General features: G+C 41.1%; 12 protein-coding genes. All 12 read left to right on the top strand.

The features are described from left to right. Positions 1-16 precede the first annotated feature (16 nt). The 12 genes from ACKPCE_RS15340 (at position 17) to ACKPCE_RS15285 (ending at position 21,504) form a co-directional block, all read left to right on the top strand. Positions 17-3,208 (top strand): SusC/RagA family TonB-linked outer membrane protein, encoded by a 3,192-nt coding sequence (locus tag ACKPCE_RS15340; RefSeq protein WP_319505829.1) that lies wholly within the window; start codon positions 17-19, stop codon positions 3,206-3,208. Positions 3,209-3,248: 40 nt separating this feature from the next. Next, the gene (locus tag ACKPCE_RS15335) at positions 3,249-4,931 is read left to right on the top strand and encodes a SusD/RagB family nutrient-binding outer membrane lipoprotein (RefSeq protein WP_319505828.1); all 1,683 of its coding nucleotides are present in this window, start codon (positions 3,249-3,251) and stop codon (positions 4,929-4,931) included. Between the two features lie 24 nt (positions 4,932-4,955). Continuing rightward, positions 4,956-6,212, top strand: coding sequence for a hypothetical protein (locus ACKPCE_RS15330; RefSeq protein WP_319505827.1), 1,257 nt, complete (start codon positions 4,956-4,958; stop codon positions 6,210-6,212). 87 nt (positions 6,213-6,299) lie between these two features. Beyond that, positions 6,300-8,567 carry a glycoside hydrolase family 3 N-terminal domain-containing protein gene (locus ACKPCE_RS15325; RefSeq protein WP_319505994.1) on the top strand — a complete coding sequence of 756 codons (2,268 nt, stop codon included), beginning with the start codon at positions 6,300-6,302 and terminating at the stop codon, positions 8,565-8,567. Positions 8,568-8,758: 191 nt separating this feature from the next. Next, positions 8,759-9,445 (top strand): potassium channel family protein, encoded by a 687-nt coding sequence (locus tag ACKPCE_RS15320; protein WP_277639349.1) that lies wholly within the window; start codon positions 8,759-8,761, stop codon positions 9,443-9,445. 49 nt (positions 9,446-9,494) lie between these two features. Further along, entirely contained in the window at positions 9,495-10,064 is a 570-nt protein-coding gene (locus ACKPCE_RS15315) for an RNA polymerase sigma-70 factor (RefSeq protein ID WP_319505826.1), read from the top strand. Between the two features lie 63 nt (positions 10,065-10,127). Then, a complete protein-coding gene (locus tag ACKPCE_RS15310) occupies positions 10,128-11,075 on the top strand; it encodes a FecR family protein (protein ID WP_319505825.1) in 948 nt (315 codons plus the stop codon). Positions 11,076-11,291: 216 nt separating this feature from the next. Next, the gene (locus tag ACKPCE_RS15305; RefSeq protein ID WP_319505824.1) at positions 11,292-14,504 is read left to right on the top strand and encodes a TonB-dependent receptor; all 3,213 of its coding nucleotides are present in this window, start codon (positions 11,292-11,294) and stop codon (positions 14,502-14,504) included. Between the two features lie 17 nt (positions 14,505-14,521). Continuing rightward, positions 14,522-16,141, top strand: coding sequence for a RagB/SusD family nutrient uptake outer membrane protein (locus ACKPCE_RS15300; RefSeq protein ID WP_319505823.1), 1,620 nt, complete (start codon positions 14,522-14,524; stop codon positions 16,139-16,141). Positions 16,142-16,224: 83 nt separating this feature from the next. Then, positions 16,225-16,806, top strand: coding sequence for a DUF6144 family protein (locus ACKPCE_RS15295; protein ID WP_319505822.1), 582 nt, complete (start codon positions 16,225-16,227; stop codon positions 16,804-16,806). A 10-nt stretch (positions 16,807-16,816) separates the two neighbouring features. Next, positions 16,817-19,120 carry a glycoside hydrolase family 31 protein gene (locus tag ACKPCE_RS15290; protein ID WP_319505821.1) on the top strand — a complete coding sequence of 768 codons (2,304 nt, stop codon included), beginning with the start codon at positions 16,817-16,819 and terminating at the stop codon, positions 19,118-19,120. A gap of 11 nt (positions 19,121-19,131) precedes the next feature. Beyond that, positions 19,132-21,504: a beta-L-arabinofuranosidase domain-containing protein gene (locus ACKPCE_RS15285; protein ID WP_407655014.1), complete on the top strand. Its 2,373-nt coding sequence runs from the start codon at positions 19,132-19,134 to the stop codon at positions 21,502-21,504. The last annotated feature ends 13 nt before the right edge of the window (positions 21,505-21,517 follow it).

Genomic DNA, 21,517 nt, shown 5'->3' with positions numbered 1-21,517 from the left:
CTTTATTATACATTCTATGAAAGTAAGAATTTGTAAGTACACGTTGTTCTGTGGTACACTGTCTCTCTGTCTGTTGGGAGTTGTTCCGCAAATGAAAGCAACAACCAAACTTAATGATTTAGCAGTTGTACAACAAGCCAACAAAGTAACGGGAACTGTGAAAGATGCCCTTGGCCCGATTATCGGGGCATCTGTTATGGAGAAAGGAACCAGCAACGGAACCATAACGGATCTGGACGGTAAGTTTAGTCTGAACGTTCGGTCCGGCGCTACACTTGTTATCAGTTATGTAGGATACAAACCCAAAGAAGTGAAGGCTTCTCAAAGTTCTTTGAACATTGTACTCGAAGAAGATAGTAAGATGCTTAGCGAGGTGGTGGTTACCGCATTGGGTATCAAGAGAGAGCGTAAGGCGTTGGGTTATGGAATCGATGAAGTGAAAGGTGATGCTTTCACGAAAGCAAAAGAAACCAACGTGATTAACTCCATGGCAGGTCGCGTACCGGGACTGGTTGTGAGCCAGACTGCGGGCGGACCCGCCGGATCAACTCGTGTTATTCTGCGTGGTAGCACTGAGATGACAGGTAATAACCAACCTCTGTATGTGATTGATGGTGTGCCGCTTGATAACACCAACTACGGAAGCGCCGGCACATCGGGAGGATTCGACTTAGGTGATGGCATTTCGAGCATTAACCCCGATGACATTGAGAATATGTCGGTTCTTAAAGGACCTGCAGCAGCTGCTCTTTACGGTAGCCGTGCCAGTCACGGTGTTATCTTGATTACCACCAAGAAAGCCAATGGCAAAGAGAAACTGACTGTAGAGTATAACGGTACGCTGACTTTTGACACACAGCTGGCCAAGTGGAACGACGTACAAGATGTTTATGGTATGGGTAGTAACGGTACTTATAGCATTGATGCGGTGTCAAACACTAATAAGAGCTGGGGCCCTAAGGCCGACGGAAGCAACATGCTGAAGTATTTTGATGGAGTTGAACGTCCTTATCTTATCATACCCGATAATGCCTCGGAGTTCTTTCGTACAGGACTTACCGCAAGTAACACCGCTATAATCGGTGCAACCAATGGCAACACAGGTGTGCGATTTACTTATACTGACATGCGCAACAAAGATATTGTACCAAAGACTCACATGAGTCGTGATATTTTTAACCTGCGTGCCAATACTTCTTTGGCTAATGTTGACTTTGACTTCAGTGTTAACTACACGCGCGAGAATGTGAAGAATCGTCCGGCATTGGGTGATAGCAAGTCGAACATTGGTAAGAACCTGATGACACTGGCCACTACGTATGACCAAGAGTGGTTGAAAACTTATCAGGATGAAAGGGGTGAATATGCCAACTGGAATGGTATGGATCCGTATAACGTGAATCCTTACTGGGACATCTACAAGAATTCAAATGACTCTAAAAAAGACCAATTCCGTTTTAACGGTAAAGCAGTTTGGAATATCAACAAACACCTGAAGGTGCAGGGAACTGTTGGTACTGAACTCAATTGGTTCATCTTTGAAGATTATAAAGCGCCTACAACACCGGGCTATGAAGCCGGACGCTTACAAAATAGTAACTTCCGAAACCGGATGTACAATTTTGAAGTGCTTGGTCTTTACAACAACAGCTGGGGCGATTTTGATTTCAATGGTACCTTGGGTGGAAGTGTGTATAAGGTGAACAACCTGACAATTTTGACTACTGCCAAAGATATGCAAATTCGTGATGTAGTGGCTCTGATGAGTTTCAATGAAATCAGTATAGAACAGAATAGCTATCGCAAGCAAATTAATTCTGTTTATGGAGCGGTCAACGTAGGATGGAAACACATGCTTTACCTGGATGCAACTTTGCGTGGCGACCAGTCATCTACTTTGTCTGTTGACAATAACGTGTATGTGTATCCTTCTTTTTCGGGTAGCTTTGTGTTCTCTGAATTAACGAAATTAGGCGATTTAATGCCTTACGGAAAACTACGTATGTCATGGGCGCAAGTAGGTAGTGATACGGATCCTTATCAGTTAGGGCTCGTTTACACCAAATCGAAGTTCGCGTATCCGGGTTATACCATTGGGTCCATTTACAACAATACAATTCCCAACAAAGACCTGAAGCCAACCAAAACCAACTCGTTTGAAATGGGTCTGGAAATGAAATTCCTGAAAAGCCGCATCGGGCTTGACGTTACTTACTATACACAAAGCAGTAAGAATCAAATTATGGGTATGGCCAGTTCATGGACATCCGGTTACACTTACCGTTTGATTAATGCAGGTGAGATTCAAAATAAGGGTATAGAAATTGCGCTTAATACGCGCCCCATTCAGGTTAAAGATTTCTCTTGGGATTTGAATCTGAACTTCTCGAAAAACAGTAACAAGGTAAAGAAACTTGTTGATGGTATGGATATGTTTGAATTAGAAAAAGCTCCTTGGCTTGATGTGCAGGTTGCTGCGAAAGTGGGTGAGAACTTCGGCTCAATTGTAGGACCCGATTTTAAACGAAGCCCTAACGGCGACGTGCTTATTAGTGCTCAAACCGGTTTGCCCGAATATGATAAAAGCAACCATGTGCTAGGTAATGCTTCGTGGGACTGGACAGGAGGTGCTTCTACTACCTTGACTTACAAAAATCTTTCTCTTTCGGCTATTTTTGATGTGAAAGTAGGTGCCGATCTCTACTCCATGTCGGCTCGTGCTGCCTATGAATCGGGTAAGAGCAAAGAAACACTTGCCGGCCGTGAAGAATGGTATATGTCCGAAGAACAACGCCAGGCTGCCGGTATTGCCAAAGGTTCTGCCGCATGGAAACCAACTGCGGGCTTCGTTGCTCCCGGCGTTATCGATAATGGTGATGGTACTTATCGTGCCAACGATATTCGCATCAATCCCGAAGATTATTGGATGAGTGTATCTCGTAATGCTCCTTCTATGTTTATTTATGACAATTCGTATGTGAAATGTCGTGAGCTCACATTGAGCTATAACGTGCCCAAACTATGGCTGAAAGACGTGGTGAAAGGTTTGACCCTCTCATTTGTTGCGCGTAATCCATTCATTGTCTGGAAGAACATTCCGAACATAGATCCGGATTCTAATTACAATAACACAACCGGTATGGGTATGGAATATGGTTCGTTGCCATCGCGTAAAAGTTACGGTTTCAACGTTAACGTGAAATTTTAAGGAGACCTCAAATTTAATTCACATATAAAGAAAATATACAATGAAACATTATCAATCATATATTATAATGATATGGGTGGCATGTGCTGTGTTCTTCTCTGCGTGTAGTGATGAATACATGGAAAAGATGAATACCGATCCGTCAAAAGCAGCCACCATTGATCCGAATGCACAGCTTACTACGGCACAGTTGCAGACTTACGGTGATCTCGGTATGGTAGAAATTTACCGTAACTATCTTTATGCATTCAATCAACATCTGATGGGATGTTGGAATACTACGAACTATGGTGGTAGGCACACAGTGGATAATAGTGAGATGAGTCGCATTTGGACCTCTTTTTATCCCATGGCCATTAAAAACATTACAGATGCACAGCATCGTACTGCCGATGATGCTAAAAAGGTAAATATCAACTCGGTTTTACGCGTGTACAGAGTCTATCTGATGTCAATTATTACGGATATTTATGGTGATGTGCCTTACAGCGAGGCCGGAAAAGGTTTTATCGAAGGCAAATACAATCCTAAATATGATAAACAAGAAGATATATATAATGATTTCTTCTTGGAGTTGACTGCTGCTGTTGCCAATCTGGATGCTAGCAAGGATCCAATTACGGGGGATGTGATATTCAACGGTGATGTTGCCAAGTGGAAGAAGTTAGCCAACTCTCTTCGCCTGCGTTTTGCCATGCGAATTTCGAATGCTGCTCCTCAAAAGGCTCAAGAGGAATTTGAAAAAGCCATTCAGGCTGATGGCGGTATCTTTGAAAATGCCGACGATGACGCGCTTATAAAATACATGGATATATCGTTCAGTTTCGGGCAAGAGGCGTATTCTGATTATCGTGGCAATGCGTTGTCGCAATTGCTTTTCGGTAATGATCCCGCTAACAACCCCAGTTATTTATGCTCTACCTTGTTTAACCAGCTCAACAATACCGGCGACCCGCGTACTTTCAGAATGGCACGCTTCTATTATGACGGACTTATGAGTGCAACAAGTCCTGCTAACCGTGTTGACCTCACGGATGAGATGATAACCAAAAACATCAAGTTTCAGCCACGCGATCCGGGTGCTTACTCTTGGGAACCATGGCCTACGGGATATGACAGCGATGTTTTAAAAGAACTCGCCAAGAATAATGCGGCCGTAAATCCGAGTGTAGCCCGTGAAACGGAGCCTAAGCTGGCCAATAATTTCCTTAAAGGAAGTAATCCGGGTGTGGTAATGACTTCTGCAGAGGTGAAATTCTTGTTGGCTGAGGCTAAGTTGAAAGGATGGAATGTGGGTAGCGCATCTGTAAATGATCTCTACAAACAAGGCGTGCGTGCTTCAATGGACTTTCTGACCAAGAATTATGGTTGCCCCGCAGTATCTGACGACGATTTTAATGAGTTTATGCAAAAGAACGGAATCGGTTATACCAATGAACAAAAGAAAGAGGCTATCAATACACAAGCCTGGATTCTTCACTTTACCAATCCTGCTGAGTGCTGGGCCAACGTGCGTCGTTCTGGTTATCCTAAATTGAAATCGCCCGAAGCTTACGGATTTGGACAATTCCTGACCGGAGGTGCCGAAATCCCTGTGCGTCTTTGCTATCCCGTACTCGAATCGTCATACAACAAGGAGAGCTATAATGAAGCATTGAGCCGTATGGGTGGAACCGATAGCTGGTACACACATGTATGGTGGGATAAAGATATTACGGAATAACGATAACAATAAATAAGAGCAAATATGAAAAAGATATATTTTATGCTGCTTGCCATGCTTGCTATGAATTTTGTATTCACAGCTTGTAGTGACGAAGCGCCCTTCTCAACGGCTACGCCAAATGATGAACCACGAATACTCGATCCGGTGTTTCCGGATCGTGTAAACGGAAATTTACCCACCGTTGCCAATATCAGTCGGGATGCTAATTTTACAATGAAGCTGACAGTTACACCGGCCGACTATTGCACGGTTGCGTGGCAGCTTGACGGTACTGTAGTTCATACCGGTACAGCACTTGATATGAATCTCAAAGCCGGAACATATAACCTGAAGGTTGTTGTTTCAACAGAAGCCGGTAAATCAACTTATCGCGAAGGTATTGTACAGGTTAATCCGCTGACTGATGATCCGTGGGCAACGGAAGTCGGGTTCGAACGCATGATTGCTCCGGGGGCTAAAGCACGTCTTTATGGTACCAACCTAGACAAAGTAAAAAGCCTCGTGATTGATGGTAAAACCATACCTGTTGATGCTTTTGTTGCCGCTGAAGATCAAAGTTATATTGAATATGTTGTGCCTGCTGATTTGGCTGAAGCCGATTATCGCGTGGTTTTGGTTGATGCTGATGGTAATGAATATGGTGGCAATGTAGTGAAGGCAACTAAGCTTGCACTGATCACTTCGGGAGCTAGTAGAACAAATGCTAACAGAGAGTGGACCATGACCGGTATCAATCTGGATCAGATTGCTTCATTTACATTTGACGGTAAGGTCATTACAGAGTTTACGAAACAATCAGCAACGGAGATAGCACTGATATGTCCTGCTTTGTCAGACGGAGATTATAAGCTGGTAGGCAAGACAAAGGGTGGAGAAGATGTACAGTTCTATAGTACCCAAGGAACAGGCGTTGAACAGGTGGTTACTGTTTCTTCCAAAGTCGTTCTTTGGCAAGGACACCACTATGTATCATGGGATCTTCCGGATGAAAGTCCGAATAAGACTTTTAATTTGATCGGGGCAAATGCGTTTGATCAGATAAAAGCAGGTGCTGTTATGAGCATACATTATTCTGTGGCACCTGAAGCCGAATATCATCAGTTGCGCACAACAAGTGGTTGGTGGAATGATTTGGTTGGTACTTCGGTGATAGAGTTCTCTACAGATGGTGTAAAGGAAATACAATTAACGCAAGACATTCTGAATCAAATTAAAGAACAGGCCGGATTCCTTTGTGTGGGACATGGATATTACGTTGATATGGTGACTTTACAGTAATAATCACCTGAAATATAAATAACTTCAATTATGACAGTAAAAAGAATAATAAATATTTTAATATTAGTTACAACGGCTACCTGCTCTATGCAGGCAGCCGCTTCTGTCCGTAAAAAAGATGTCCGAACAGAACAAAAGATTGAAAAAGTTCTTTCAAAGATGACGTTGGATGAGAAAATTGGTCAAATGACAGAGCTTTCCATCGATGTATTGGGAAGTGTTGTCAATGGCGAATTCCAACTGAATAAGGATAAACTTCATGAAGCCATCGGGAAGTTCAAAGTAGGATCTGTACTGAATGCTCCGGGACCTGTTGCACAAAGCAGAGAGAAGTGGCAAGAGATTATTGGCGAGATACAGTCTGTGTCAATGAAAGAAATAGGTATTCCGTGCATTTATGGACTAGATCAGAATCACGGTACTACTTATACGCTTGATGGTACTTTTTTCCCTCAAAACATCAATGTAGGCGCTTCGTTTAACCCTCAATTAGCTTACGAAGCTGCACGTATTACCGCGTATGAAACACGTGCCAGTAATTGTCCGTGGACTTATTCTCCGACGGTAGACATGGCACGAGACCCGCGTTGGCCTCGTGTGTGGGAGAATTATGGTGAAGACTGCCTGGTAAACTCAATAATGGGTAGTTTTGCGGTGCGTGGTTTTCAGGGAGATGATCCTAATAACATTCCGGCCGACCGTATTGCTACGTCGGTGAAACACTACATGGGTTATAGCATGGCGCGCACAGGTAAGGATCGTACACCGGCTTATATTCCCATCTCTGAACTACGTGAAAAATGCTTCGCACCTTTTAAAGAGTGCGTTGAGGCAGGAGCCTTGACTATTATGGTGAATAGCGGCTCAATAAACGGAGTACCGGTACATGCCAATTATGATTTGCTTACTCAATGGCTGAAAGAAGATTTAAAATGGGACGGTATGTTGGTAACCGACTGGGCCGATATCAATAACCTTTATACGCGTGAGCACATTGCTGCCGATAAAAAAGAGGCTATTCAAATAGCTATTAATGCAGGAATAGACATGGCAATGGAACCGTATGATCTTAATTTCTGCACCTTACTAAAAGAACTTGTACAGGAAGGTAAAGTGCCCATGAGTCGTATTGATGATGCTGTTCGTAGGGTTCTCCGCTTGAAATTTCGCTTAGGACTTTTCGACCGACCTAATACTCAATCTGCTGATTATCCGCTTTTTGGAAGTCGCGAACATGCTGAGGTAGCCCTTCGCACGGCAGAAGAATCACAGATTTTGTTGAAGAATAAAGATAACATATTGCCGCTTGCATCTGGTAAAAAAATGCTGGTGACAGGTCCTAACGCTAATTCCATGCGTTGTTTGAATGGCGGGTGGAGTTACACGTGGCAGGGACATCTGGCCGATAGGTTTGCTGGTAAATACAATACTATTTATGAAGCATTATGCCATAAATTCGGTTCAGGAAATGTTTCTTTAGAACAAGGCGTTACTTATAAACCCGAAGGCAGTTACACAGAAGAAAATGAGCCTGAAATAGAGAAAGCTGTTGAGGCTGCCCGTAATGTGGATGTTATCATTGCTTGCATTGGCGAGAATTCGTATTGTGAAACACCCGGTAATCTTTCGGACCTTGCTATTTCTGCTAATCAGCGTGAGTTGGTAAAAGCGCTGGCTACCACAGGTAAGCCTATTATTCTCATACTAAATGAGGGAAGACCTCGTATCATCAGTGATATTGAGCCTTTGGCTAAAGGCATCATCAATGTTTTGTTGCCCGGAAATTACGGTGGCGATGCATTGGCTAACATAATTGCCGGTGATGTAAATCCCAGTGCTAAGATGCCTTATACATACCCTCGCAATCAAGCGGAACTAACTACCTATGATTACAGGGTGAGTGAAGAAATGGATAAGATGGAAGGTGTTTATGATTATGATGCGGTTGTCTCGGTACAATGGCCGTTTGGATTTGGCCTGAGTTATACCTCTTTTGAATATCATAATTTCCGAGTTAATGCAAATTCATTCACGGCGGATGACGAATTACACTTCTCTGTAGATGTGACCAACCGTGGCGCCCGTGCAGGAAAAGAAGCTGTGATGCTATTTAGTCGGGACCTGGTGGCATCGCTGACTCCCGAGAATCGCAGGTTGAGAGCTTTTGATAAAGTGGAGCTACAACCCGGTGAAACAAAAACTGTTACACTATCTATTAAGGGTAGCGATTTGGCTTTTGTCGGTGCAGATGGTAAATGGGTGTTGGAAAAAGGTGATTTCCGTATGCAGAGCGGTAATCAGACACTGAATGTGACGTGCAGTCAGACTAAGAAATGGATGACACCTAATAGATAAGTAGCGAAAAAAGAATACTCAATGATGGAATTTAGCTAAGCTTTTAATCGTCTTAGGTATTTGGGCTCTAATATTATATCCTTTTTTATCTTGTTCATCAGGATAAAAAAGGATATATTTGTTTTATCAACAGCCTTAAGGATGATTACCGGAGCGGTAAAACAGAAAATGAACATCATTAATTAGTAAGTATGAAATACATAGTTTTGGGTTTAGGAGACTACGGACGAGTATTGTCTGAAGAGTTAGCTTCGTTGGGGCATGAAGTCATTGGCGCTGATATAAGCGAGAGTCGTGTTGATGCCATCAAAGACAAGATTGCGACAGCTTTTGTGATGGATGTCACCGATGAAATGTCACTTTCTGTTCTTCCTTTGAATAACGTTGATGTTGTTATTGTTGCTATCGGTGAGAATTTTGGTGCGTCGGTGCGTGTCGTTGCTTTGTTGAAACAGCGAAAAGTGCAACACATCTATGCGCGTGCCATCGATGACGTGCACAAGGCTGTTTTGGAAGCTTTCGGATTGGAACAGATCCTTACTCCTGAAGTTGATGCGGCTCATAGTTTAGTGGAAAGGCTCGATTTCAGCACGCATGTGGAGACTTTCAGGATTGATAGTGAGTATTGTGTAATGATGTTTCGGGTACCACCAAAAATGGTTGGCTTCTTGGTTAGCGAGTTGAACCTGACTCAAGAATTCGGTCTGAGACCCATTTCCCTGAAGCGAGCAGGGAAGGTGACTAATTTCCTCGGTATTTCATTAACCGAATGCCATGTGGTGAATGAATTAGCGGAAGATACCCGTATTCAGGAAAACGACGAATTGGTATGCTATGGAAAGTATCGAGATTTTCGAAGTTTTTGGAAAGCACTCTGATTATTAAGCTGAAATGAATTGTTTCTAACCAAATCTAATACGAAATTCAATGACTGTGACAAAGGATGATTTAGCTCTTTTTAATCAGTTTTTTGCTGATTACCAGCAAAGGTACATTCGTTTTGCGGTAAGCTACATTCGCGAAGTCACAATAGCGGAAGATATTGTGATCGACTCTATGATGTATTACTGGGAAAACAGAGCGAAACTGCCTCCTGATGCAAATATCCCTGCGTACGTATTGACTATTGTGAAAAACAAATGCCTCAATTACTTAAAGCATGTTCAAGTACAACAAGATGCTTTTGCTGAGATGACTGAACAGGCTCAATGGGAATTAAACTCACGCATATCAACGTTAGAAGCATGTGAACCCGATGAGCTATTCAATCATGAGGTACAAAACATTGTGGGTGCAGTTCTCTCCAAACTACCCAAAAATACACGTAAGGTCTTTACGCTGAGTCGTTACGAAAATAAATCTCACAAGGAAATTGCCGCTGAACTTAACATCTCTACCAAAGGAGTGGAATTTCATATTACCAAAGTTAATAGGTTGTTGAGACAGGCATTGAAAGATTATCTGCTCTATTTTCTATATTGGTTTTTTCTTGGCTGAAAAATAAAATCACATTTCTTACTAGGGATATTTATTAATGAATTGCTATTATGATATATGGGTATGATAGGTATAGATAAAGAAGTATTATATCGTTTCTTCAATGGGCAGACGATGCCGGAAGAAGAGGTTAAAATAAGGGAGTGGATGGATGAGTCTGATGAAAATCGAAGAGAATTCTTTCATGAAAGAAAGCTGTTTGATCTGATGATTTTGAATGGGCAGACACCAGACAGGCCGACTCTAAAAATAAGTTTCTTCAAAAAACGATTTTTTATTGAAACGTTAAAAATGGCATCGGTTATAACAATCGCTTTTGTTTTGGGATTTTTGTATTTCAAATCAACACATACTGCGAATGAAAAAGTAGCGATGCAAACGGTGCAAGTTCCATACGGTCAGCGTGTTAACCTAATTTTATCGGATGGAACAGTAGTTTGGTTGAATTCCGGTTCACGTATGACCTATCCGGAGTCTTTTAGTACAGGAAAAAGAGAACTCAACTTAGATGGTGAGGCTTATTTTGAGGTTGCACACAACAAAGAAAAGCCTTTTGTGGTTAAGACGCATTTATATGACATTGAGGTGCTTGGTACAAAATTCAATGTAGATGCATATTCTAAAGAGGGTAGCTTTGAAGGTGCTTTGCTCGAGGGGAAAATAAAAATTACGCGTGAAGGAGAAAATAGAACGTTGATTTTAAATCCGTCTTACAAGGCTGTGATGGAAAATAACCATTTGATAGTGAAAGAAATAGAAGACTATGATGTGTTTCGGTGGAAAGAGGGTTTAATCTGCTTTAAGCAAGAAACATTTATCAATATACTCAAAAGTTTTCAAAAATATTATGACTTGAAAATTGTTATTGAAAACAGCAAACTCTCTAATCCGGTTATTACAGGGAAGTTTAGACTTTCTGATGGGGTTGAGTATGCGTTACGGGTATTGCAGAAGGATGTCAAATTTAAATATAAAAGAGATGTAGATAATAATATTATATATATTCAATAGAATTAATTTATTTGTTAACCTTTAATGTTTTGGCCTATGTAAAATACAGATCGTAAAAAAAAATGTCGGCAGTACTGCAATACCACCGACACCAGACTAAAATCATTCCCGTAAGGGATAATATTAATCACACTTAAATGCAAAGATATGAAAAACATTCATTTCAAGGATTTTTATACCATAAAAAATCCATCTCTTATCCATTTATTTAAAGTCATGAAAATTACACTTTTTTTGCTTTTTCTTTGTACTTTCTCTGCATTTGCAGTAGATGCACATTCTCAAAATGCAAGAGTCACAATTCATAAGGTTCAGGTTCCTCTCGAAGACATCCTGAATGAGATTGAAAGTCAAACTGACTATCTTTTTCTTTACACCAATGAAGTTGATGTGGATAAAAAAGCTACCGTAAAGGTGAAGAGTCAACCTGTTTCTCAACTGTTGAGCGGTTTGCTTGCCAAATCGGGTATAACTTATCAAATGGAAGGCACTCACATCATACTTTCCGAGAAGAAAGTCGAAGAACACCAGGCTCTTCCCGATAAAATTAAAGTAACTGGAACAGTCAAAGATGCAAATGGCGAGGTTATTATTGGCGCAAGTGTCGTGGAAGAGAATACGACAAATGGTACCATAACAGATATCTCAGGAAATTTCGTATTAACGGTGTCGGATAACGCTGTTGTAAAAGTATCTTATATTGGATATGTAGCTCAGCAAGTAAAATCGGTGCAAGGTAAACCTTTAAACATTGTACTGCGTGAAGATACTAAAACGCTTGATGAGGTGGTTGTTATTGGTTATGGCATTCAACGCAAAGGAGATATCACAAGTTCTGTTGCCAGTATTAAATCGGAGGACTTTAGTAAGGGAGCCGTTAAAGACGTTGGACAACTAATTCAGGGTAAGGTAGCCGGTTTGGCTATAACAAACCCAAGTGGTGACCCGACTTCGGGTACCCAGATAAAATTACGTGGTACAAATACTATTGGAGGTGCTAATACCGATCCTCTTGTTTTGATAGACGGAGTACCTGGTTCACTAAGCACCGTTGCACCCGAAGATGTTGAAAGTGTTGATGTGTTGAAAGATGGTTCGGCAGCAGCTATTTATGGTACCCGGGGTACTAATGGGGTGATTCTGATTACCACTAAACAGGCCAAAGGTGCTCAGATCAATTCTGTTGAATATAACGCCTACGTCAGTACTTCGCAAATAGTCAAGAAGCTAGATATGCTTACTGCCGATGAGTTTAGAGCTATGTATCCTACTGAAGATCATGGTGCAAATACAGATTGGCTGGAAGAGATAACGCGTACACCACTTACGCATGTGCACAATCTATCCCTGCAGGGCGGAAATTCATCTACTAGTTACATTGCCAATTTGAATTACAAATCCGGTCAAGGTATTATGCTGAAGTCAGGCATTGAAAGCTTTCAGGGGCGTATTGAAATTTTGCATAAGATGTTTGATGGTAAGCTACAGCTGAAGTTTGGAATGATAGGGAAAAAGAACCAATTTTCATCAACCAGCAGTGCCGGTAGTTTTAATGGATATACATATCGACAAGCTATTTTGAGAAATCCAACTGATCCTGTGAAGAATGAAGATGGAACATGGTATGAAAACCTGAATAAGTTTGAATATGAGAATCCTGTTGCCCGATTAGAAGAATCTACAGGAAATGTTAAGAATACTGAGATGAGATATCTAGGCAATATAATATATAATCCGCTCAAAGATCTGAAACTGACTGCCATGATGTCTTATGTCCGTTCGAATAGAAACCACGGATATTCTGAAAGTTTGGAACACATCTCAGCTTTGAGAGATGGTTATTTCGGATGGTCATCTGTTGGAGCCAACACACGCATGGAGAAACTTTTCGAATTAACGGCACTATATAGTAAATCTATTAATGATCATAAGTTTTCTGTTCTTGGAGGATATAGTTACAATGAAACAGATTACGAAGATATGTATTTCGCCAATTATGGTTTCCAAGATGATTACTTTGGTGGTTGGCATAACATAGGTATCGGTTCTGCTCTGAAATTAGGAAAGGCCGATGCCAGTTCTTCTAAATCAACAACTAATTTGGTTGGTTTCTTTGGCCGTGCAACTTATTCTTATTTAGACAAATATTTATTAATGGCCAGTTTGAGATATGAGGGAGCCAGCCAATTATGGGGTACTGATAATGAATGGGGAATTTTCCCATCGGTATCTTTGGGATGGAGAATCACGCAAGAGGCCTTTATGAAAGAACAACGTTTGTTTGACGATTTGAAATTGCGCGTAGGTTATGGAGTTACCGGTTCGCAACCGGCCAATCCGTTTCTCGGCATTGCCATGTTGAAATATGATAAGTATGCTTACGTAGATGGGAAGTGGGTGCAGACTATTGTTCCTGCTTCTAATGCCAATCCGGATTTGAAATGGGAAGAAAAAAGAGAAACGAATATTGGTCTTGATTTTACCATGCTCAAAGGGCGACTCTCTGGTACAATTGATTTGTATAACCGCGATGTGGAAGGTTTGATTTACAACTATACGGTTCCAACTCCTCCTAACTTTTATCCTACTACGACTGCCAATGGAGGTAAGATGCAGAATAGAGGTATCGAAGTCTTTTTAAATATTGTTCCGGTTATAGCTAAAGATTTTGAATGGAATACTACTTTCACTTTTTCTACAAACTCTAATAAATTAAAGAGTTTGGACGGTAGTGTCTTTAAAACTGATTACGACTATTTTGATACCGGATGGTTGGCCGAACCGGTAAAGACTTCCTCTCACCGCGTGCAGGTAGGCGAAAAAATTGGTAACTTCTGGGGATTTAAGGTTGTCGATGTGGATAATAACGGCAAGTGGATTTATGAAGACAAAGACGGTAAATTGGTTCCGTATGATGAGTTTTCCCGTGCTCCGGAAGAAAAGAAAATCATAGGCAATGGTTTGCCACAGATGTATGCCGGTTGGAATAACTATGTACAGTATAAAAACTTTGATTTAAGTATTTCTATGCGTGGTGCATTCAATTTCGATATTATTAATGAAGCACGTATGTACTATGAAAACTCAAAGAATAGCCGATTGGAGAATCGTCTCAAATCAGTAAATAACAAGATATTTGGAAAAACGATGCTTAGCAAAGAGGTGGATCCCGAATTTAATAGTTATTACGTAGAAAAGGGCGATTATTGGAAAATAGATAACGTAACTCTTGGATATACATTGAAAAATGTAGGAAAATATATAAAATCCATACGGTTGTACGGCTCCATATTAAATGCTTTGACTATAACGGGATATGACGGTGTTGACCCGGAAGTAAGTGCTTCTGGTCTGAATCCGGGATATGATAGTCGAGATCAATACCCTAGTATCAGGTCGTTTACCTTTGGTGTTGGATTTAAGTTTTAATTTAAAAAATCAAAGCAATGAAAACAATTATATATAGAGGGCTGATTCTGCTGATTTTGTTTAGCACGGTACAAGCTTGTACAGAATTGAAAGATGATAGTTATGGTAATGTTGTTTCTTCGCAATATAATCCTAAGACAGAAGCTGATGTAAGTTATCTGGTTAATGCTGCCTATGTGCCCTGGCGGGAAACAATGTTGCTATGGAACGGAGTAGTCAGGGGACAAGAGTTGTGTGCGGATCAGGATGTTATTCCTGCTCGTGGTAATGGCTGGGTAGATGGTGGTATTTATAAAAGATGGCATCAACATGCATGGACAACAGATGATGATTCTGTGTTGCAACCGTGGTCCAGAACCTATACCGGTATAAACACTTGCAATAGGTTGCTTTCTCAAATAGAAGACGGAATCATTAATGTTTCCGGTGAAACCAAAGATAAACTTGTTGCCGAATTAAAAGTATTGAGAGCTTCGTATTACTATATTTTGGTCGACTTTTATGGTAATGTTCCTGTGGTAACAGATTTTAAAGATACATCTCTTCCTGTGCAATCATCCAGAAAAGAGGTTTTCGACTTTATCGTAAAAGAAATTTCTGACAATATTGAACTCTTGTCAGAAACGCCCAGAGGATATTATTATGGACGCTTAACTAAATGGGGCGCTTATACATTACTTGCCAAGATGTATTTGAATGCTGTTGTGTGGTCGGGCTCAGCTCAGTGGCAAAACTGTATAAACGCTTGTAATAAAGTGATTGAATTTGCAGAAAGAACAGGAGAATATGCACTGGAAGCAAATCAAAAAGATGTTTTTGTTACCAAGAACGAAAACTCTAAAGAAATAATATTTGCTCTTCCTATAGATGAAATTTATGTAAAAGATTGGAATGCCTTTGATTTTCACTTGTATACGTTGGCATCGGAAAGTCAGGCTACCTATAATTTCACAAATACACCTTGGGGAGGTGTTTGTGCCATACCTCAGTTTATTGAGAGCTATGATCCTGATGATGCGCGTTTAAAAGAAAACTTCATCTATGGGCAGCAGTATAAATCATCGGGTGAGGTTTTAACCCGAAGTGATAACGGCAAACCTTTTGGGTATGTGAAGGATGTGCCTAGCATTGATCAATCGGATGTTGTAGATGGATACAGATGGGGGAAATTTGAGTATGCATTGGGCATCACCAATCGCTTGAGTAATGACTGGCCTTTGTTTAGATATGCTGATGTGTTGCTAATGAAAGCAGAAGCTTTAGTAAGAAGCAATCAGTCTGGCGCAGGTGCGTTAGTGACGAAAGTACGTGAAAGAGCCTTTAAAAATAATCCGGATAAAGCTGTAGTAACTGATGATGAATTAAAGCTGGGTAGCGTGTACGATTATGGACGGCGTGACACTTACCAAACAACCCATGAAGGAGGTTCTGACATTGTGTACGGAAGGATGCTGGATGAGTTGGGATGGGAATTTACGCAAGAAGGTCGGCGCAGACAGGATATGATTCGTTTTGGCGTATTTACAAAGAAATCATGGTTCTCTCATGAGGTAAGTGTGGAAACCCGAAATTTATATCCTATTCCGAATACAGCGATACTTACAAATTCAAATCTGAAACAAAACACAGGGTATTAGTTACTATATAAAAAGAACCAACTGTCAGAGTTAATATCTGATGGTTGGTTCCATCGAGCACTAAAATAAGAAACATCATAGCTATGACAACAAGAAGACACTTTCTCAAAAAAGCATGTTTAAGTGGAGCCTGCCTTTGTGGATTTGGTTCTGTGTTGGGAAGTGAACTTTTTCATACGGGAGACTTCTCTCAGAGTGCAACTACCAACAAGAATGAAGTTTTGTTTCTAAAATGGATTACTGAGTTATTAGAAAATTTAGATCAAAGCCATTTAATAGAAGCACAATTACGTCAAATAGTTAAGTCAGCATCGGTAGCACATCATGAAAATCTGGGAATGGATGCTATGTTGGCTCCATTTGAAGGAAAGCTAGATCATTTTATTCAATTTATTGAAGAAAAATGGGGATGGAAAGTATCTTATGAAGATGAGAATAAAAAAGTGCTGATTGTTGACGAGGATAAGCCTTATTGTGTGTGTCCGTTATTGCAGAATGAAAAAGAAAAGAAACTTCCGGTTTTGTGTTATTGTTCTGAAGGATTTGCTGAAAGGATGTTTTCAATAGTGTGTGGCTATTCGGTGAGTGCAACGGTTGTGTCTTCTATCCAAAGGGGAAACGAGAAATGCGTATATAGAATAGTACTTAATTCATTATCTATTTAAATTGTTAATCATGAGAAAAATATATCTGTTATTATGGCTGTTGTGTGTCTTGACTCCTCTTCGTGCGCAAAGTTTTGTGCGTACCGATTCAGGAATCAAAACATCTATGCAATCTTTGAATTTAGAAATCCAGTTTTTCACTCCTCAAATTGTGCGGGTTTATCGCACGCCCGACAATACTAATCCCTTTAAAGAAAGTCTGTCAGTTACTAAAAAGCCAGAGTCGGTCAATCTTAATATCACTCAAGATGACAACGTGGTTGTATTGGCTTCTGACAAAATAAAAGTTTGTGTTCATCTTATAACAGGGAAAGTTTCATTCTTTGATTCAGCCAATACACCCTTGTTTACTGAGAAAGATTTTGGCGCTCAGTTCACTCCGGTCTATGATGTTAAGAAAGCGACTTTTTCGGTTCGTCAGGCGTATATGTTGGATAAAGATGAGGCAATATATGGTTTGGGACAACACCAGGAAGGTAAGATGAATCAACGTAACCAAAAGATTTATCTTAGACAGTCTAACATGAACGTATGTATACCTTTGATTGTTTCGACCAAAGGTTATGGCGTTTTTTGGGACAATTATTCACCTACAACTTATGCTGATAATCCTCAGGAAATGTCTTTTGATTCCGAAATAGGTGATAATTCTGACTATTATTTTATGTATGGTGGAACAATGGAAGGAGTGGTGGCTAACATGCGCGATTTATCGGGTGACTCTCCCATGCTTCCTTTATGGGCATACGGTTTTTTCCAATCGCGTGAACGCTATAAAAATCAGCAGGAGCCGGTAGACGTAATATCTAAGTATCGTGAATTAGGAATTCCCATTGATTGTGTTATTCAAGATTGGCAGTATTGGGGTAAAGACAGCTGTTGGAATGCCATGAAATTTGAGCCGGTAAACTATCCGGATCCCCAGAGAATGGTTGATGAGATTCATCGGATGAATGCCAAATTAATGATTGTAGCGTGGCCTGGTTTTGGCCCACAAACAGATCAATATGCTGAGTTCAAATCAAAGAACATGTTAATTAACTTTGATACTTGGCCTCCCAACTCAGGAACCAAGCCTTATGACCCCTATAATCCGGAAGCTAGAAGCATCTATTGGAAGTACTTGAGTAAAGGTGTTTTCTCTAAAGGGATTGATGGTTGGTGGCTTGATTCTACCGAACCCGACCACATAAACATGAAGGATCAGGATTTTGATCAACCTACTCATTTAGGAAGTTTCCGCAGTGTACGGAATGCATTTCCCTTAATGACGGTAGGAGGTGTTTATGCGAATCAGCGACAGACGTCTGCCGATAAAAGAGTCTGCATACTTACTCGCTCAGCTTTTTTCGGACAACAAAGATATGCTGCCAATACGTGGAGTGGTGATGTTGTGTCTTCATGGGAAGCCTTTAAGAATCAGATACCAGCCGGACAAAATTTCTCTCTCTGCGGTATACCTTATTGGAATACTGATATTGGTGGCTTTTTTGCGGGTAGATGGAATAAAGGAGGCGGTTCAAAAAATCCCGAGTTTCAGGAACTTTACGTACGCTGGTTGCAATTTGGAACGTTCATGCCGATGATGCGTTCTCATGGAACGGATATCCCAAGGGAAATTTACCAATTCGGTGAAAGAGGACATTGGGCGTTTGATGTACAAGAGAAATTTATAAATTTGCGGTACCGTTTACTTCCGTATATTTACAGTACAGCTTGGAATGTCACAAATAGTCGCGGCATGTTTATGAAAGCTTTGGCAGTAGATTTTACGCACGATAAAGCTGTTTACGATATAGCCGATGAATACATGTTTGGACAGGCTTTTTTAGTAGCGCCTGTCGTTGAAAAAAACGCTAAAAGTAGAACCGTTTATTTGCCAAAGGGAACTAAATGGTTTGACTTTTGGACAAACCAAACTTACGAGGGTGGTTCTCAAATAAACCGTGACACCCCCATTGAGATTATGCCGCTTTATGTCAAAGCCGGCTCAATTGTACCATGGGGACCACAAGTAAAATATGCAACCGAGAAGAAGTGGGATTTTCTTGAAATCCGTATCTATAAAGGCCAAAACGGTTCTTTTACTTTATACGAAGATGAGAATGATAATTATAATTACGAGAAAGGCAATCATTCTGAAATAACAATGAACTGGAATGATGCGGAAAATATTTTCAGCATAGAAAGCCGTAAGGGAGCTTTTAAAGGAATGATAAATAAAAGAAAATTTAAGATAGTACTTATTGATGCGCACCAGGTAAAGGAACGTACTGTTTCGTACAATGGCAATAAGTTGAATGTGAAATTATAAATTTATTACGCATGAAAAAAGTTTGTTTGTTTCTCTTTACTCTATTAACATCTGCCATGGCCAGTAGCCAGATGCAGAAGTCTACCTACCGAATACAACCATTCCCGCTTTCGGATGTACGCTTGCTCGATAGCCCTTTCAGGCATGCTGAAGATTTGGATATTCAATATCTATTGGAATTGAATGCCGACAGGCTGCTCGCTCCTTACAGGAAAGAGGCTGGTTTACCACCCAAGGCACCCAATTACACCAATTGGGAAAACACCGGACTCGACGGACACATTGGTGGTCATTATCTGGCAGCATTGTCACAAATGTATGCAGCAACAGGAAATGCGCAGATCAAAGAACGTCTTGATTATATGCTGTCGGAGCTGAAAGCATGCCAAGATGCCGCAGGGAATGGATATTTATGTGGCGTACCTGGCGGTAAGGCCATGTGGGAGGAAATAGCAAAGGGAAACATTCGAGCTTCATCTTTTGGATTGAATGACAAATGGGTGCCGCTGTATAATATTCACAAGATTTTTGCCGGACTGCGTGATGCTTATACGTATGCAGGTAGTGAAGAGGCTTATACTATGCTTATAAAGCTGACGGATTGGATGGATCAGTTGGTGGCTCCTTTAACCGATGAGCAAATGCAAGATATGTTGCGAAGTGAGCACGGTGGTTTGAATGAGATTTTTGCGGATGTGGCTGCCTTTACCGGAAAAGAAAAATATGTGAAGCTGGCCAGGCGGTTTTCTCATCAAACCTTGTTAACCCCCTTGTTGCAGCAGGAAGACAAGCTAACTGGCATGCATGCGAATACTCAGATTCCCAAGGTGATTGGTTTTGAAAGAATTGCCGAGGTAGAGGGTAATGATGCCTGGCATGGTGCCGCCCGTTTCTTCTGGCAAACCGTTACCACCAACCGTTCCGTCAGCATAGGTGGTAACAGCGTGCGTGAGCACTTTCATCCGGCCAATGATTTTTCGTCGATGATGCATGACGTGCAAGGTCCCGAAACCTGCAATACATATAACATGTTGAGACTGACCAAGTTGTTGTATCAGGTTGATGGAGGCAGTAATTACATGGATTATTACGAAAAAGCGCTTTATAATCACATCTTGTCCACACAAAACAGCAAGACTGGTGGCTTTGTTTATTTTACTCCCATGCGTTCCGGGCATTATCGCATTTACTCTCAGCCACAAACCAGTTTCTGGTGTTGTGTAGGGTCGGGCCTTGAAAATCATGCTCGCTATGGAGAAATGATTTATGCACATCATGAAAAGGATATATACGTAAATCTGTTTATACCTTCAAAGCTGGATTGGAAAGAGCAAGGCTTAGTCATAGAACAGCATTCGGCTATTCCGGAACAGAGCTACATGGAGCTAACCGTTATTCCCCGTAGGAAGAGTGAGTTTACTCTTTATATCCGAAAACCAGAGTGGGCAGGTAACTGTCGCGTGCTTGTAAACGATCAGGTTTATACTGCTCAACCTAATGATCACGGTTATCTGGCAGTTCAGCGTATGTGGAAAAAGAACGACGTGGTACGATTTGAATTTGATATGTCCGTCCGCGTAGAAGCATTACCGGATAAATCGTCTTATTATTCCATCTTATACGGTCCGGTTGTGCTGGCTGCCCAGATGGGAGAAGACAAAATGAACGGGATGTTTGCAGATGACAGCAGAGGCGGGCACATTGCTTCCGGTCCTCAGTTACCCTTGGCCAAGATACCTGTCATTGTGGGCACGCCTGATGAGATAACCGGGCGGATTAGAAAAGATTCCGTGAAGCCGTTGACTTTTTATCTGGAAGGTGTGTACCCCGAGAGTGAAAGTCCCATGGAGCTAGTCCCGTTTTACCAGTTGCACGAATGCAGGTACATGGTTTATTGGAACTTGGTTTCTCAATCGGATTTGGCAGAACAACAGAAGAAGTTGGCCGAGCAAGAACAAAAACAAATGGAGTTAGATGCCGTTACGCTCGACAGAGTTATTTGTGGGGAGCAACAACCGGAGTCTGATCATTTTATGGAGATGCTCAACTCAAACACAGGTTCCGATGAGGATATTCATTGGAGGGAAGCGAGAGATAACGGTTGGTTTAGTTATCTGATGAAAACACAGACCGATACTGTTGCCCAAATACGTATTGTCTATAAAGGTCTTCCAAACAGGGATGCAACTGTATGGGTCAATGATGTGAAAGTGGGTACCTTGACGTCTGTCGTTTCCAATGAACTCTCCATCAGTGAGTTTGCGTTGCCGCAAGCATTGCAAGGAGAGAGACAATTCCGTGTTAAGATTGGTACGGCAACCTCAAAAGGTACGGTGCGTATTTATGAGGTGAGGCTGGTTAAGAACGCTGAACCTACTAAATAGGACTATAATTCTA

This window comes from Bacteroides graminisolvens (genome assembly GCF_963666085.1).
Lineage (GTDB): Bacteria > Bacteroidota > Bacteroidia > Bacteroidales > Bacteroidaceae > Bacteroides > Bacteroides graminisolvens.
Note: the sequence above shows the minus strand (reverse complement) of the source record. Positions and strands in the feature narration are given on the sequence as shown.

Coding starts and splice junctions, on each gene's coding strand:
- ACKPCE_RS15340 (WP_319505829.1), top strand. CDS start 17: ATGAAAGTAAGAATTTGTAAGTACACGTTGTTCTGTGGTACACTGTCT.
- ACKPCE_RS15335 (WP_319505828.1), top strand. CDS start 3,249: ATGAAACATTATCAATCATATATTATAATGATATGGGTGGCATGTGCT.
- ACKPCE_RS15330 (WP_319505827.1), top strand. CDS start 4,956: ATGAAAAAGATATATTTTATGCTGCTTGCCATGCTTGCTATGAATTTT.
- ACKPCE_RS15325 (WP_319505994.1), top strand. CDS start 6,300: ATGCAGGCAGCCGCTTCTGTCCGTAAAAAAGATGTCCGAACAGAACAA.
- ACKPCE_RS15320 (WP_277639349.1), top strand. CDS start 8,759: ATGAAATACATAGTTTTGGGTTTAGGAGACTACGGACGAGTATTGTCT.
- ACKPCE_RS15315 (WP_319505826.1), top strand. CDS start 9,495: ATGACTGTGACAAAGGATGATTTAGCTCTTTTTAATCAGTTTTTTGCT.
- ACKPCE_RS15310 (WP_319505825.1), top strand. CDS start 10,128: ATGATAGGTATAGATAAAGAAGTATTATATCGTTTCTTCAATGGGCAG.
- ACKPCE_RS15305 (WP_319505824.1), top strand. CDS start 11,292: ATGAAAATTACACTTTTTTTGCTTTTTCTTTGTACTTTCTCTGCATTT.
- ACKPCE_RS15300 (WP_319505823.1), top strand. CDS start 14,522: ATGAAAACAATTATATATAGAGGGCTGATTCTGCTGATTTTGTTTAGC.
- ACKPCE_RS15295 (WP_319505822.1), top strand. CDS start 16,225: ATGACAACAAGAAGACACTTTCTCAAAAAAGCATGTTTAAGTGGAGCC.
- ACKPCE_RS15290 (WP_319505821.1), top strand. CDS start 16,817: ATGAGAAAAATATATCTGTTATTATGGCTGTTGTGTGTCTTGACTCCT.
- ACKPCE_RS15285 (WP_407655014.1), top strand. CDS start 19,132: ATGAAAAAAGTTTGTTTGTTTCTCTTTACTCTATTAACATCTGCCATG.